Source organism: Spiroplasma endosymbiont of Polydrusus formosus (genome assembly GCF_964263245.1).
In the GTDB taxonomy this organism is placed as follows: domain Bacteria; phylum Bacillota_I; class Bacilli_A; order Mycoplasmatales; family Mycoplasmataceae; genus Spiroplasma.
Genome location: NZ_OZ181656.1, coordinates 443,524 through 460,014, shown reverse-complemented (window position 1 = coordinate 460,014; position 16,491 = coordinate 443,524). Strand labels below are relative to the sequence as shown.

The window sequence follows — 16,491 nt, the reverse complement described above, 5'->3', positions numbered from 1 at the left end:
TTGCTCCTTTATTAAGGCTAATAATATATTTTGACATTATATTAGTTTGCCCCCTTTTTAAATTGTTGGAATAATTTCTAATTTAATTGGATCAAAGTGCGTGGTTTATATTTAATTGATAATCAGCATCAGTTAGTAAATGCCAAACAATATAAAAAATATATTTGGCAATGGCTGGAGCATTACTTAAACCGGGTGATTTTGTACCAGTAACATTAATAAATTTTGGATTATTATGTGCTGCTTTTAAATAAAAATATTTTGAAAGTGGTTCAATTAAATATGACCAGCAAATATTTTACAAGTTTTTTTTAATTTTAAAAGGTTAGGAATAATTTTTGATTACAATTTGACCATTTTTTTATATATGACGGCGTTACTATAACCTTGTTTTTGCTTTTGACACATTATATTCTGCTGTTGCCCCGACTAAAAGATGACCATCTAACATCAAGGCAACAATAATCCCTTGCCATGAATGGTTGGTGCCATAAAAATAATATTATTAACTAAATTTCCTTAATTTTTTCTAACAATCGATATTCACCATGTCTTGTTTTACTAATTCAAAATCCGGATAGCCAGCTTGAGCAGCTAAAATATCACAGTATTGCCCAGCATCATTAATTAAATATTTTGCAAAATAAGTTATTGTTTGATTATGATGATAAGTTGTAATTTCAAAGCAATTTTGGTCACGGTGATATTTAATATTTGTAACAATATGTTACAATACTAATTATTGTTGATTATTGATATTATTTATAATAGCTAAATTATACTTGTAAGTGCAAGTAAATAAAATTGCAAAAAATTTCATATAAAAATTTCATGATGCTAAGTTTATTTTAGAAAAATTAAAGCAAGGAGTTTTTTATATGGGATATAAACATCTTGGCATAGATGAAAGAATTTATATTGAGAATCAATTGAAATTTAAATTAAAAATTAGTGAAATAGCTAAAAATCTTAATCGAAGTATTAGTACTATTATTCGAGAAGTTAATAGAAATAAAGATAATAATCATTATTTTTCATTAATTGCACAAAATAAAGCAGAAAATAGAAAACAATCACATGTTTATTTTCATAAGTTTAAAAATAGAGAATTAGTAAAATATGTACAACAAAAATTATTATTAGGTTGATCGCCTGAACAAATTTATGGAAGAATTAAAAATTTTCATAAAGAATGAATTATTAGTTTTAAAACAATTTACAATTGAATTTATTCTGGATTACTTGAAAAGGTTACTAATAAAAATTTAAGAAGAAAAGGTAAGAAACGAAAATCTCAAGAAAATCGCGGTAAATTTAATGGTAAATCAATTAAAGAACGAAATGTTAATGTTAATAATCGCATAACTGTTGGCCATTGAGAGGATGATACTATAGTATCATCGCGAGGTAAAAGTAAATCATGTTTAATAACTTTAGTTGAAAGAACATCAAGATTTACTTTAGCAATGTTAGTTGAAAATAGAACTACTAAAGTTATTAACGAAAACATTAGCCATTATTTATCAATTCTTCCAAATAATCTTGTTAAAACTATAACATTTGATAGAGGTAAAGAATTTGCTAATTGACAACAACTTGAAAAAAATTTAAATGTGAAAATTTATTTTGCTAATGCATATTCACCCTGACAAAGAGGTGCTAATGAAAATACTAATGGGTTAATTAGAGAAAAATTTCCTAAAAAATTTAATTTTTCAAATACCACGAAAAATGCAGTTCATAAATTTATATTATCTTTAAACCATAGACCAAGAAAAATACTAAATTATCTTTCACCAATCGAATATTTGGTTAGAAAAATAATTTAGTTGCACTTAACTTTACAATTAGGCATGGTAATAATTTTTAATTGATAGCGACTTATTTAGCGACTAATTGCAGCACCAATAATACCACCACAAATGATGCGCAAACAGAATAAGTTGGTTTATTTTTCATAATAAAAGGTATCTTTTCTGTTGATGGTATTAAAATAATAAAAATATACCACCAATTGCTAAACCTGCTATGATTGGTGCTGCAACTGGAATTCAGCTATAGTTTCAATCTGATGACCCTTTTTTTTTAAGTGGTAAAACAAAATGAACAACTCGTGGAATTAGATCTCGCACTGGATTAATTGCACAACCAGTTGTTCCCCCTAATGATATTCCGATTCCAAAAACTGTTAATCCAACAAAAAGTGGTGTTAACGCGCCTAAATTGCCGCTATTATATTTTCCGATTGCTAAAATTGCTGCAATCAAAACAAAAGTACCAATAAATTCGGAAAAAAAGTTAAAAAATGAATTGTGGTAGGTTGGTCTTGTGGCATGAATGGCAAGAATAAAGTCTGGATTATCAGCAACAGTATCTTTAATGTGTTTTCAATAGAAAATATCCACAATAATTTGGCCAATAATAGCACCAACAATTTGTCCTAATAATAAGGCTGGTAGTAAAAATCAACCATTGTTAACAAAAAAAGTCTGTTGGACAACCATTGCAATTGTAACGGCTGGGTTTAAATGGGCAACACCACGCAAGGCACTACTAACCATTGCCCCAATAAAAACAGCAAAACCTCAACCAGCCGTAATTGCAAAAAATCCTTGTCCATTTCCTTTTGTATTTTTTAACAAGATGTTAGCAACAACACTGTTTCCAAGAATAATTAATAACATTGTGCCAAAAAATTCTAAACTAAAATGTTGAAAAAATAATTGAGCATTTGTCATAATTAACCTACTTTCTACAATAATTTAATAAAAAGTTTAAATGAAAGTTTGCTAAAAATTTTTAGCAAATTACTAGAAAGAAATTAATTTTTGGTAATATTTGGTAAAGCAAGTATTAATTTCTTCAATAATTACAGTATATTTTTTTCATACATCATAATTTTCTAAGTTATATAAAATTGTTTCTAGAATATGAATTAAATCAATTTTAACACAGTTTTTATTTTTATTAGTATTTTTTGTGACGACTAAAAGATAACCTTAACGCGTAATAGCAAAAAAATATGTTACAAATTTTAATTGATTTAATTTTAAGAGCGTTCTAATATTTTCTAAATAATTAATAATGCTGTGATAAATTTCAGTTTTCATTTTTATTTTCTTATATAAGTTTAATATACAATCATTTTAATCAAATTTTTTTTAAAAAAGTTTTCGAAAATAAATAAATTTTTATATTCCTACTTTCCTCATAATTATATTTTATTTGAAATTCCACATAAATATGGGTCCAACTTATTGTAATTTATCTATCAAATTAAAAAGGCACAAAACAAATTATAATACATTTAATTATTTAAAACCCTTCTTTTTTCACGTGACTTCTTTGTTATCTTTTCCTTTGATTATGTTCAAAAAACATTAATAAATCTTGGTTTTTGTTTTATAATATGTCATCCCTTAATTTTTTATTTTCTGTTATACACAATTATTAATTTTATACCAAAAAAGAAAAAATACTTACTTTTGTAAGTATTTTTTTAATCAATAACAAATGGTAATAATGCCATTTGACGAGCTCTTTTAATTGCTGTTGCTAACATTCTTTGATTTTTAGCTGTTGTTCCTGTAAGTCGTTTTGGTGAAATTTGACTATTACCAGAAATGAATTTTTTTAATAACTCAGTATCTTTATAGTCAATATATGTTATTTTGTTTTTAGTAAAATAACATTGTTTTTTAAAACGTTTAAATTTTGGATTCATTCTTGCTTTCCTTTCCTTTTAATCTCATAAAATTGCATCATCACCATCAAAACTAATACTATTATTATTACTATCATCTTGTGGTTGCACTTGTTCATCAAAAGTTGTGTTATTAAAATCATTAGTATTTGGCATTGGCGCTCCCTCGCTGGCAGTACCAACCGTATTTACTTTTGAATCTAAGAATGAAACAATATTAGCGATTACTTGCATAATTGTTACCGTTTGGCCACCAGTATTATCCGTTCTAGTTTGCAAACGTCCATCCAAAGCGATTAATGATCCTTTTTTTAAATAACGAGCCATATTTTCAGCTGTTTTATTCCAAACAAAGCATGGAATAAATGAGGTTTGATTGTTAAAACTATTATTTACTGCTAATGTAAAAGCAACAAATGGTTTATTATTAACAGAATTTTTTAATTCTAAATCACGTGTTAGTCTTCCTACTAATGAAACTCGATTCAACATAACTTTTGTTCACCCCCTTTATTATTTTGTTTCAGTTGGTTTATCTGCTTTTGGTTTTTCACCTTATGAATGTTGTTCATGACGTTTGTAATTTGTTCTTTTATTTCCTGGTTTACTATCACGGTCTGGTTTATCATTTTTAACTTCTGTTTTTGCATAAACAGTTGATTGAATATAACCTTTTTCTTTTTCGGTATTAATTACTAAGATTCGTAAAACATTTTGTTCAATATGACTAATTCGAACAAATTCATCAACGCTATCTGATGTTGTATTAACAATTAATACTCCATAATATCCTTTTTTTTTCTTTTTAATAGGATATGATAAGTCCTTAATTCCTCATTTACCGTGTTCTTCAATTTTTCCTCCGTTAACTTCTAAAATTTGATGTAATTTATTTTCTAATTCATCTAAATTAGTTGCTTCAGGATTTAATATATACATAACTTCATATTTACGCACTTTATTTTTCCTTCTTTTGGTATGGGTCCTATGTGGACAAGTAGCTAATAATTATTCATTCAAGCATTATTAACTCGTCATTAATTATACCGTATATTAACAATAATTGTAATAATTATTTCACTAATTTTAATAAAATTGGCGCTGTGTAGATACAAAAGGCAAATTTACATATTGTTTAGATTAATAATAAAATATTTTTAATAAATTGCAAACATTTTTTTAAAAAAATGTTTTTTTGTTGCCTAATTGTAAAGTTAAGTGCAACTAAATTATTTTTCTAACCAAATATTCGATTGGTGAAAGATAATTTAGTATTTTTCTTGGTCTATGGTTTAAAGACAATATAAATTTATGAACTGCATTTTTCGTGGTATTTGAAAAATTAAATTTTTTAGGAAATTTTTCTCTAATTAACTCATTAGTATTTTCATTAGTACCTCTTTGTCAGGGTGAATATGCATTAGCAAAATAAATTTTCACATTTAAATTTTTTTCAAGTTGTTGTCAATTAGCAAATTCTTTACCTCTATCAAATGTTATAGTTTTAACAAGATTATTTGGAAGAATTGATAAATAATGGCTAATGTTTTCGTTAATAACTTTAGTAGTTCTATTTTCAACTAACATTGCTAAAGTAAATCTTGATGTTCTTTCAACTAAAGTTATTAAACATGATTTACTTTTACCTCGCGATGATACTATAGTATCATCCTCTCAATGGCCAACAGTTATGCGATTATTAACATTAACATTTCGTTCTTTAATTGATTTACCATTAAATTTACCGCGATTTTCTTGAGATTTTCGTTTCTTACCTTTTCTTCTTAAATTTTTATTAGTAACCTTTTCAAGTAATCCAGAATAAATTCAATTGTAAATTGTTTTAAAACTAATAATTCATTCTTTATGAAAATTTTTAATTCTTCCATAAATTTGTTCAGGCGATCAACCTAATAATAATTTTTGTTGTACATATTTTACTAATTCTCTATTTTTAAACTTATGAAAATAAACATGTGATTGTTTTCTATTTTCTGCTTTATTTTGTGCAATTAATGAAAAATAATGATTATTATCTTTATTTCTATTAACTTCTTGAATAATAGTACTAATACTTCGATTAAGATTTTTAGCTATTTCACTAATTTTTAATTTAAATTTCAATTGATTCTCAATATAAATTCTTTCATCTATGCCAAGATGTTTATATCCCATATAAAAAACTCCTTGCTTTAATTTTTCTAAAATAAACTTAGCATCATGAAATTTTTATATGAAATTTTTTGCAATTTTATTTACTTGCACTTACAAGTATAATTTAGCAATATTATTAATTTTACTTATAATCGTTTTTCCTATACTTTCTTTTTAAGACCTCAAAATAATGAAAAAACATTGATGATGGTACATATTAATTTTTACAAATAATATAATTTAAAGTTACTTAAATAAAAAATAAGCAATTTAATTATTGCTTATTTTTATTATTTGTTGAAATATTTCCAGTTGCTAAATCAGATTTGGCCTTAAAATCATAAGGTTTTTCGGTTTTTTTAAATAAACTAGTAATATTTTTATGATGTTTTATAATTAGAAATCACGCACTTAAAGTAACAATAATATTAATTAAAGCTAAACTATCATAGTAATTATCGTAATTAACATAATGCAAGTAATTAACTCAAACAATATGATAATCTTGTAGTAATTCACCATTGAAATTAATGACATCAATACCACTTAATTGAGGAATTCAACATAATGCTCCTGTTAACAACGCTGCTAAAATCGAAGAAACAGAGACTCGTTTTCAAATAAAAATTGTACTTCATCAAACAACTGTTGCAATTAAAAAGTAATATGGATTAGTAATCCATAAGAACCCTAAAAAAGAAGAAACTATTTTACCACCTTTAAATTTAAAATAAATTGGATAAGAATGACCAATTAAAACAAAAAAAGTTGGAATATAATAACTAGTTGAACCAAAATTAACACCATTAATATTAACACAACTAATACTGAATGCAATAAACATTGTAATTGTAACTTTAAACATATCTAAAAACATAATTGCAAAACCTCACTTTTTTCCTAAGATACGACTAGTATTTGTAGCACCAGCATTTTTCGAATGATAATCACGCACATCAATCTTATAAATAGTTTTACTAATAAAAATTGATCAACTAAAAGAACCAATTAAGTACCCGATTATTGCAGCAACAGCTGTTCCTAAATATCCATACAATATCATTGTTCTACCTCTCTTTTGTTATTATATAGTAATTAGTATATAGTAATTATAAATAATTTAGTAAATAATTGTAAATAAAACCGTTATAATATAAGATATTAATAGTGAAATTATAGGTAAAGGGGATTATAGATAATATGGTTATTGAAGATAAAACATTAAAGTATGATGAATCATCAATTCAAATTTTAGAAGGATTAGACGCTGTTAGAAAACGACCGGGGATGTATATTGGGTCAACTGATGTTCGTGGTTTACATCATTTGGTTTGAGAAATTATTGATAATTCAATTGATGAAGCATTGGCAGGCTATTGCGATGAAATTAATATTACAATTTATAAAAATAATGCCATTACCGTTGCTGATAATGGCCGTGGTGTTCCAACCGGAATTCATACTTCAGGAAAATCAACACCAGAAGTAATTTTTTCTGTTTTACATGCGGGGGGAAAATTTGGTGGTGATGGTTATAAAACATCAGGAGGATTACACGGGGTTGGTTCCTCGGTTGTTAATGCTTTATCATCAGTATTTGATGTGATAATTTATCGTGATCAAAAGGTTTGAAATATTAAATTTGCTAACGGGGGACAAGTAAAAAAACCATTAACTAAAATTGGAACAACAACTAAAATTGGAACAACAATTACTTTTTTACCTGACCATAAGATTTTTAAAGTAGTTGATTTTTCCTTTTCAACAATTGCTGAACGAATTCTTGAATCAGCCTTTTTAAATAGCGGTGTAAAACTTACGTTACATGATCAACGAACTGATAAAAAAGTATCATATTTATTTAATAATGGTTTAGAAGAATTTATTACATATATGAATGAAGGGAAAAAAAGTATTACCTCAATTGTGATGCTAAAAGGGATAGAAAAACAAATTGAAGTTGAAATCGCTTTGCAATATTCAACCGAATTTAATGAAAATTTACTTAGTTTTGCTAATAATGTTAAAACAAGCGAAGGTGGAAGCCATGTTGCTGGATTTCGAACAGGATTAACAAAAGTTATTAATGATTATGCCCGAAAAGAAGGATTATTAAAAGAAAAAGACAAGAACCTTGATTCAGTTAATACTCGCGAGGGATTAACAGCAATTATTTCCGTAAAAATTCCTGAAAATTTAATTCAATATGAAGGACAAACAAAAGGAAAATTAGGAACTTATGAAGCTCGTACAGCGGTTGAAAACATTGTTGCGAAACAATTTGGCTTTTGATTAACCGAAAATAAAACAAACGCTTATACTATTATTGAAAAAGCATTATTAGCTCGTAATGTTCGGGAAGAAGCCCGTAAAGCGCGGGAAGCGGCGCGGAATAATAAAAAACGAGGAAGTAGTGACCGTTTATTAACAGGGAAATTAACCCCCGCTCAAAGTCGCAATAAATTTGATAATGAGATTTTTCTTGTTGAAGGAGATTCAGCTGGTGGTAGTGCAAAGTTAGGGCGTGATCGTCGTTTTCAAGCAATCTTACCATTACGAGGAAAAGTAATTAATGCTGAAAAGGCAAAACTTCAGGATTTAATGAATAATGAAGAGATTAATATTATGATTAATGCTATTGGCGCTGGTGTTGGAAATGGGTTTGATATTAACGATGCAAATTATGGAAAAGTAATTATAATGACTGATGCTGATACTGATGGCGCACATATTCAAACGTTATTATTAACATTTTTTTACCGTTACATGCGGCCATTAATTGAAAATCATCGGGTGTTTATCGCCTTACCCCCTTTATTTAAAATTACTAGTACCAAAAATAAACATATTGAATATGCGTGAGATGAAAATGAATTAAAAAATAAATTAAGTCAATTTAATGGTAAATGTGAATTACAGCGCTATAAAGGGTTAGGAGAGATGAATGCCGAACAATTATGGGAAACCACGATGGATCCGCAAACTCGTCAGTTAATTTTGGTAACAATTGATGATGCTGTTATGGCTGAAAAACGGATTGTAACATTAATGGGAGATGATGCTAAAAAACGCAAAGATTGAATTGATGAAAATGTTAAATTCACTTTAGAAGACGATTTTCAAGCAATCATTAATTAACAAGGATTAGGATATTGCAACAATCAATTAAAAAAGTAATTGATAACCTAAATCAAATAAATATATTCTTTAGTCAATACCAAAATTTTTAGTTATGATGACTTATTAAAATAAAATAAACAAGTACGATTTTAACATTAGAAATATCAACAACTAGTGGTAGTGAAAATAGTGATAAAATATATCATTGTATAGCAATGATTGATTTGCTAATAATGTAATAATGGATGAAATATCGTTAAAATGATGTTAGGTTACTTAGGTTACGAAAGTTTATTATTATCGGAACAACAAACTGTTCAAAAAGAAGTTTTTTGAAAAAAAAAATAATACAACAGCCAGAACCACTTTATAAATTATAAAGTAGTAGTAAAGTATTATTATACGTTATATACGTTATACGTATTAATCAAAAGAGGCCTTTATTTTTTTAATGATAATGCTAATGCGCTTGAGTTAAATTACTATAATTATATTATTTTAATAATTTTGATTGCTTACCAAAAAAATTAATATGAGTGTAGACTTTGCAAAACTTGGATTAATTAATGTTCCGAATTTAGAGACAAAAATTAAACAACAATTAAATGCTTTAAATCAAACAATTTATAAATTATCCTTAATTGAATGAACATTATTTTATCAATATGAAGTTGATTAATTATCACAAAAAGTAATATATATAATTAAATTAGGAACAATAATTTATTATAAATAATAATTTGCAATAATAACAGATATTTTATTCCAACTTTTACGGTTAATTATGGTATGTAACACATTTAACAGTCAAATGTTATAATATTATCGAATATTGTTATTATTAACAACTCATGATCAACAACTTTTTGATTATGATAAAGAACATGATTATTGAATATTAACAAAATTAGGGCAAAAGTTATTTTGTCAAATTGATTATAAAAAATTCTATAATTAAGATAGAAATGATGAAAGTTCATTTATAGATAGGGATTTAAAAATGAGTAATAATGAAAAAGAAAATGAATTAATTTATACTTTAAATGATATTATGTCAGAACGATTTGGTCGTTATGCAAAATATATTATTCAAGATCGTGCCTTACCCGATGTTCGTGATGGATTAAAACCCGTTCAACGTAGAATTTTATTTGCGATGAATGAGTTACGGTTAACTTTTAATACTAGTTATAAGAAATCAGCGCGGATTGTTGGAGAAGTAATCGGGAAATATCATCCCCATGGTGATACTTCTATTTATGACGCAATGGTCAGATTATCGCAAGATTGAAAAGTTCGTTATCCTTTAATTGATATGCATGGAAACAATGGTTCAATTGATGGTGATCCAGCGGCAGCGATGCGTTATACTGAAACTCGTTTAAGTGAAATTTCATCATTTTTATTACAAGATCTTGATAAAAAAACAGTCGCTTTTGCTCCTAATTTTGATGATTCAGAACAAGAACCGGTTGTTTTACCAGCCTTATTTCCAAATTTATTAGTTAATGGTTCAACCGGAATTGCAGCTGGATATGCCACGAATATTCCTCCCCATAATTTACATGAAATTATTAATGCAACAATTCATTTTATTCAAAAACCAGACAGCACCGTTAAAGAATTGGTAAAATACGTTAAGGGTCCTGATTTTCCAACAGGGGGAATTATCCAAGGGAAAAGTGGGATTTTAGAAGCGTATGAAACAGGAAAAGGAAAAATTATTGTTCGTAGTAAGATTTCTTATGAGAATAACGCCTTAGTTATTACCGAAATCCCTTATGAAGTTGTTAAACAAGACTTAGTTAAAAAAATTGATGATATTAAATATAATGAACCGGGCTTAAATATTAAAGAAGTCCGCGATGAAACAGACCGAGAAGGGTTACGGATTGTCATTGAATTAGGGAAACAAGCAAATGTTGAAACTGTTCGGAAATTTTTATTAAAAAATACTAATTTGCAAATTTTTTATAATTTCAATATGGTTGCAATTGCCAAAAAACAGCCACATCAACTAGGTTTACAAGCAATTTTATCATACTATGTTGAACATCAACAAGAAGTTTTTATTAATCATTCACGTTTTGAATTAGCTAGTGCCCAAAAACGTTCTGAAATTGTAGCGGGATTAATTAAAACAATTAGTATTTTAGACGAAGTTATTGCTGTTATTCGCCATTCTAAAGATCGTAGTGATGCAATCCATAATTTAGTGAAAAAGTTTTATTTTACGCAAATTCAAGCAGAAGCGATTGTACAATTACGTTTATATCGTTTAACTTCAACTGATATTTTGCAATTAAAAGCTGAACAAAAAGAATTAATTACCACAATTACGGAATTAAAAGAAATTTTAAGAGATATCAACAAATTAAATCATGTTATTATTAATCAATTAGAATTAATTAAGAAAAAGTTTGTTTCTCGTCGTCGGGGTGTTATTGAAAATGAAATTGAAACAATTGAAATTCAAAAGACAGAAACAATTATTGAAAAAGATTTGAGTATTTGAATTTCTCGAGACGGGTATTTAAAAGCGTTAGAAAATAATCAATTAGTCCGCTTAACATCCGAAGAATTTAAACGAAAACCAAAGGATTTATGAATTGCCGATTTACAAGCAAGTACTTCTGATAAAATTTTATTAATTACTTCAAAAGGAAATTATGTTATTATTCCAGTCTATAAAATAAAAACCGTTCGTTTACGCGATATTGGTGAACATGTTAATACAATTTCCAAATTACCAGGAGAAGAAAAAATTATTAGTGCTTTTTTACTAAATGATTTTAATAAAAAAGAACAATATATTATGTTAGCAACTAAAAAAGGAATGATTAAAAAGACGGCAGTTAAGGATTTTGAAGCGTCGCGAATTAGTAAGGCAATTAAAGCAATAAATTTAAAAAATGATGATGAAGTTGTTGCCAGTCAGCTAGTTGGCCATTATCCTTATGTTGTCATAATAACAGCGAATGGTTTTATTGTTAAGTATCGGATAAAACAAATTCCAATTTTAGGATTACGCACAGCGGGGGTTAAATCAATCAATTTACGAGACGACGTTGTTATTAGTGCTGGTTATTGTGAAGAAGATGATTTATTTTTCATTACGAACTTTAATACCGGAAAAAAGATATCTTTAACCGAAATTCCAACATCGATTCGACCAGTTCGAGGGACTCGCTTGTATAAATTAAATAAAGATATGAACGAATTTGTACGCTGAGCTTTTTTAACAAAAAGGAAAGATACTTTACATATGTTAAATCAAAGTGATAAAATTGAGTTATTTAATACTGATAAAATAGTTGTTCACAGATTAATTATGGCTAATCATGTGTTAGGATTTGAAAACATTGTTGATATTGTGATTCCCCGATATTATGATTTAAAAGTAATTCCTTCTAAAAAAAGTTTGGAAAACAGTAATATTACTGGTAAGAAACACGTTAATTATCATGGACATGGGAATAACCAATAGTGTTAAACGCATAATTTAAGCAACAAGTACGCATAATAATTCTCTAGTTAATAAAACTTGTTTCAGATGAAAAAATATATGAACAAGGAACAAATCCATCAGATAGTAATAGTGATGAATAAAGTGATCTCACTGTAAAATTAGTTCTAATGATTCCAATGAATGAAAATTTATCAAGCGGAATAAGTTATTGTAACAGCAGAATTGATTTTAAAAACTTGAAAAGAATATTAAGAAGCAAAGCGCTTAAATAAAAACTGTGGTTAAACCACGATAAGAAAAAATTGGTAAAAAAATCAAAATATTAAAGTAATGAAAAAGAATGCGAGCGCGTAAAATATTTGTTTTTTGGGAATTTCCCAAAAAACAATAAAAAGACAGAAATAAAATTCTGTCTTTTTTAATTATGTTAAAATTATTGTTAACTTTGTTTAGTTTAATAAAATAACAACAGAATAAAACACAAAACTTTCCTACTTGTAATGTTGCAAAACCAAGTAACAAGTGAGGATAAATAATATAGAGGGGCCGTACTGCTATGACCAATAAGAGCAATTCTTTTAGACAATATAAAAGAGTTATCGTGGTTTTTTTTTGGATAAATATTTAATCCGCAATGGTTAAATAGTGAGTGTTCAACAATAAAAAAATTTTAGAAATATTCCTATTTATAAGGAGGTTTTACGAGTATTTTAAAAATTGTTTCCAATCCATTCCTTATTTAATTCAATAGAACTTTTTTCTTATTTAAAATAAAAATGTTGATTATTTTTATTGATAAATCTTTGCAGGTAAAAATTATCTAATTTAATTATTAATTTTACTATATTGTTAATTTTATTTTTTAAAGTTAAGATTAAAAATTTTTATTTTATTTTCATAAAATTGAGATAATTTTAAAATATCATTTAATCTCTTAATAATTTTAAGATTATCTTTACGTTTTTTTATTTTTTATAGTGTTTAAAATTTGTCTGTAGTCATAATACCTTCATTATTTATCATTATTAAAGGATTAATTTTATTATTTTTCATAAGTTCCTGTAAAATTTATTTAATTTTTTAAAATAATTTTCATCTAAAGTAATTTATTTTTCAATAAATTCGGAGGATAAAATTTCAATAATATCTGAATATTTTTGATTATGTGCTAATTTTAATGCTGTATTACCCTTATTATCTGTCACATTGTCATTACATCGTCATACGCCCTATATTCTAACAACAATTTTACAATTTCTTTATAACAATATTTTGCTGATCAAAGCAAAGAAGTATCACCAAGAATCTTGTCTTTTATATTAATATTAATGTTGGTTTGTTTTAACGATTATTTAACAATATCTATATCATTATTTATAGTTGCAATAAACAAGAGTGTTCAATTACAAAAATCTTCTTCCTTAATATGTGGCCCTTTTTTATAATAATGATTTAATTTTAGCCAAGTTTTTAATTTTTACTGTTAAATGTAAATCACTGAAAGCTTGTCTTTTTTGGCGATTTAATTTTTTTAAAATGTTTTTAATTTTTATTTTTATTGTTATTATTTTTATTGGCAACTAATGGCCCTGTTGTATTTTTGATTATCATAAAATTGTTCCTAATAACCCTAAAAGTTTTTTCATATTATTTATTTAACTTTCTTATATTGAAACTTTTTATCAAGATCTATTGATATATTTCTATTGATATTATATATATAAGTAAGTATTTTTAAATATATTATTTTTAGAAACGAGATTATTTAATATAATTCTAATAATAATTAGATTAAATAATCCGGCTCGTGGTGATTTTCATAAGTTTTGCAAAAAATTACTTAAAGTTTAAAAAACTTTTGCGCCGCTTTTCAAAATCCTTGGGAAAAATTCTAAGCGTTAAGCGAAGAATTTTATAAAGGTTTCCCAAATTTGTTTGAAAGAACCTCAAAATTTTTTTAACTTGTAAGTCATTTTATCACAAAAATTTAATAAAATCAACCGCTCGCCCAAAAACAAAACAGTTATAATCCCATTTTAAAATGATATGGATAAGAACCATAAAACAACGCATCATATGGATCGTGATACATTTTATTACTATCGGGGTGTTTGTTTTGCTATCACTAAACCCTAATTAACTTATACACTTATCTAAAAATGGGAAGTTATCTAACACGCCATATACTTTTCCTTGCACAAACATTTTTCTTATTCATGTTACCCGATTGATTATCCCAGCTTCTTTATTAAGTGATGTTTGGTGTTTTTTGGCTTTAAACATTTTAATTTTATAACCTAAATAAGGGGCAATATCTTCTTATAATTTTTGCATAAAGTCGTGGGCATTGATATCATAATGAAATGTGGCAGCTTCAAAACCATCAAATTTATCAAAGGTATTAATTATTCATTGGCCGTAATATTCGACTATTTCATTTAAATTCATGGTGTTTTTGGGGGTAATAACGTTTTCGACAATTAAATAACTGATCATATTCATTATTTTCATTAATTTTATAACCACTAAATAAAAATACCGTATGATCAACACCAATTGCATAGCTATCAAATTGATAATGCTTTGTATTTGAATTATAAAAATCTTGCAAGTTATATTATTGGATATATTTACGATAATTTCGTAAAACATAAATGCTGGGGTCATTATCGTTATATTCAAAACCGTAATATTCAAGTTAAAATAAATCAGGAAGTTATTCTTTATTTGCTAAAACAAGTTTTTGAAGAATATCCGGAATTTTATTTCAAACAACCCCATTGTTAATGTGTAAATTAAAGATTCCTAAACCATTAAATGCTTGGTTGTTTTATGAATATACTTGGTTGTGTTCTTTTAAAAGCGTTTTTATTCGTTCATTTAATGGTAAATAGGGCGTGACAAATTTTTCATAAAAGACATGGTATTTATCAAAAGGATTAAAAGTAAATTGGTTGGCATATGTTTTATGAAAATATGTTGTTATGGTTTTATATTGTTTTTATGTGTTATCTCATTCTTGAAATGTCCAAGATAATCCTTTAACTGAGATAGGATTATCTAAATTATATTGTTCGTTGCCATTTTAATCAGTATATTTTTCATAAGACACTTTTAAACTTTTTGAACGAAACATTGAAACTCTTAAATTATTATATTTTTTATCGAATTCTTTATCAGTTAAGATTTCTTTTTCTTCGGCATGGATTATTTCATAAGTTCAATCTGAGATAATACCGCTGCCTTTACCGAATTTTTCAATAATTTGGCAATACTGATAATTTGTTACATACAATAAATTCAATAAATTTTTTACTATTGCTCCCTACCAATAAACTTAATGCGATTAATAATACCATTAATCTTATTGTTATATGTCTCTAAACGAATATTTAATAATAAAACATTATTAACTTTTAATAAATTTGTATAATCCTTATATATTCCGACAAAAGTAATGCGAATACCACTAGGAAAAACAATTTCACCACCCTCTTTAACATTTTTCGGTCAAACAATGCCATTTTTTCATTGTCCGGTCCGATATCAATCCCATATTTATCATATAAGTAATTACAAACATTAATGGTATCACCAAAGGTAGTGTCTTCGTGAGTATTGGCATATCTTCGTAAAATAACCGACGAAGTATCGGTAAAATTACAAGCAAAAAATAATTTTTCCGCTAGATGATTCCACGTTTTATTAGTCCCGCGTCCAACTGAAACAAATTTAAAAAAACAGGGTGAAGTAAAATATCGAGCATAACTATCACCCACAAAATCTTTAAATACCTCTCAATCAAAACCAAAATTATAGTCACTAAAATTTAATTCATATTTTTTATTTAAATGTTGGTAAATAATAATTCGTTTTTTTGTTGTTAATATTGCTAAATTGACTCATAATAATTTTAATTTTACATTACTTATAAATTATAAGATAATTTAATGCAATTAAAAATGAAAGGAATCTATAAATATGAAATTAAAAATATTTCTTCATTTTACTTTTAAAGAAAGAGCAATGAATAGTGCACCAATTT

Annotated in this window: 14 protein-coding genes; 4 read left to right on the top strand and 10 right to left on the bottom strand. The window is 26.4% G+C overall.

The annotated features are described in order from the left end of the window. The first annotated feature begins 878 nt into the window (after positions 1-878). A complete protein-coding gene (locus tag ACE38S_RS02395) occupies positions 879-1,829 on the top strand; it encodes an IS30 family transposase (protein WP_374696221.1) in 951 nt (316 codons plus the stop codon). A gap of 159 nt (positions 1,830-1,988) precedes the next feature. On the opposite strand, the gene ACE38S_RS02390 is transcribed toward ACE38S_RS02395, so the two are convergent. The 6 genes from ACE38S_RS02390 to plsY all read right to left on the bottom strand — a co-directional run bounded on the left by ACE38S_RS02390 (position 1,989) and on the right by plsY (position 6,920). After that, on the bottom strand, positions 1,989-2,738 hold the full coding sequence (locus ACE38S_RS02390; RefSeq protein WP_374696220.1) for an MIP/aquaporin family protein: 750 nt from the start codon (positions 2,736-2,738) through the stop codon (positions 1,989-1,991). Positions 2,739-3,499: 761 nt separating this feature from the next. Next, positions 3,500-3,724, bottom strand: coding sequence for a 30S ribosomal protein S18 (gene rpsR / locus ACE38S_RS02385; protein ID WP_374696219.1), 225 nt, complete (start codon positions 3,722-3,724; stop codon positions 3,500-3,502). 18 nt (positions 3,725-3,742) lie between these two features. Next, positions 3,743-4,195, bottom strand: coding sequence for a single-stranded DNA-binding protein (locus ACE38S_RS02380; RefSeq protein WP_374696218.1), 453 nt, complete (start codon positions 4,193-4,195; stop codon positions 3,743-3,745). Positions 4,196-4,258: 63 nt separating this feature from the next. Then, positions 4,259-4,660, bottom strand: coding sequence for a 30S ribosomal protein S6 (gene rpsF / locus ACE38S_RS02375; protein WP_374696217.1), 402 nt, complete (start codon positions 4,658-4,660; stop codon positions 4,259-4,261). Between the two features lie 267 nt (positions 4,661-4,927). Continuing rightward, a complete protein-coding gene (locus ACE38S_RS02370) occupies positions 4,928-5,878 on the bottom strand; it encodes an IS30 family transposase (protein WP_374696216.1) in 951 nt (316 codons plus the stop codon). A 253-nt stretch (positions 5,879-6,131) separates the two neighbouring features. Further along, positions 6,132-6,920: a glycerol-3-phosphate 1-O-acyltransferase PlsY gene (plsY, locus tag ACE38S_RS02365; RefSeq protein ID WP_374696215.1), complete on the bottom strand. Its 789-nt coding sequence runs from the start codon at positions 6,918-6,920 to the stop codon at positions 6,132-6,134. A 137-nt stretch (positions 6,921-7,057) separates the two neighbouring features. Between plsY and parE the strand changes: the two genes are divergently transcribed. From parE to parC, 3 genes are all read left to right on the top strand, one after another. Then, complete coding sequence (gene parE / locus ACE38S_RS02360; protein ID WP_374696214.1) at positions 7,058-8,995, top strand: DNA topoisomerase IV subunit B; 1,938 nt, start codon at positions 7,058-7,060, stop codon at positions 8,993-8,995. Between the two features lie 514 nt (positions 8,996-9,509). Next, the gene (locus tag ACE38S_RS02355) at positions 9,510-9,656 is read left to right on the top strand and encodes a hypothetical protein (protein WP_374696213.1); all 147 of its coding nucleotides are present in this window, start codon (positions 9,510-9,512) and stop codon (positions 9,654-9,656) included. A gap of 321 nt (positions 9,657-9,977) precedes the next feature. Beyond that, positions 9,978-12,464 carry a DNA topoisomerase IV subunit A gene (gene parC, locus ACE38S_RS02350; RefSeq protein WP_374696212.1) on the top strand — a complete coding sequence of 829 codons (2,487 nt, stop codon included), beginning with the start codon at positions 9,978-9,980 and terminating at the stop codon, positions 12,462-12,464. A gap of 2,118 nt (positions 12,465-14,582) precedes the next feature. Here the strand turns inward: parC and ACE38S_RS02345 are convergent. The 4 genes from ACE38S_RS02345 to ACE38S_RS02330 form a co-directional block, all read right to left on the bottom strand. Continuing rightward, entirely contained in the window at positions 14,583-14,729 is a 147-nt protein-coding gene (locus ACE38S_RS02345; RefSeq protein ID WP_374696211.1) for a hypothetical protein, read from the bottom strand. Positions 14,730-14,765: 36 nt separating this feature from the next. Then, on the bottom strand, positions 14,766-14,957 hold the full coding sequence (locus tag ACE38S_RS02340; RefSeq protein WP_374696210.1) for a hypothetical protein: 192 nt from the start codon (positions 14,955-14,957) through the stop codon (positions 14,766-14,768). A 574-nt stretch (positions 14,958-15,531) separates the two neighbouring features. Further along, complete coding sequence (locus ACE38S_RS02335; protein ID WP_374696209.1) at positions 15,532-15,750, bottom strand: hypothetical protein; 219 nt, start codon at positions 15,748-15,750, stop codon at positions 15,532-15,534. A gap of 112 nt (positions 15,751-15,862) precedes the next feature. Then, complete coding sequence (locus ACE38S_RS02330; protein ID WP_374696208.1) at positions 15,863-16,225, bottom strand: hypothetical protein; 363 nt, start codon at positions 16,223-16,225, stop codon at positions 15,863-15,865. Positions 16,226-16,491: the final 266 nt, after the last annotated feature.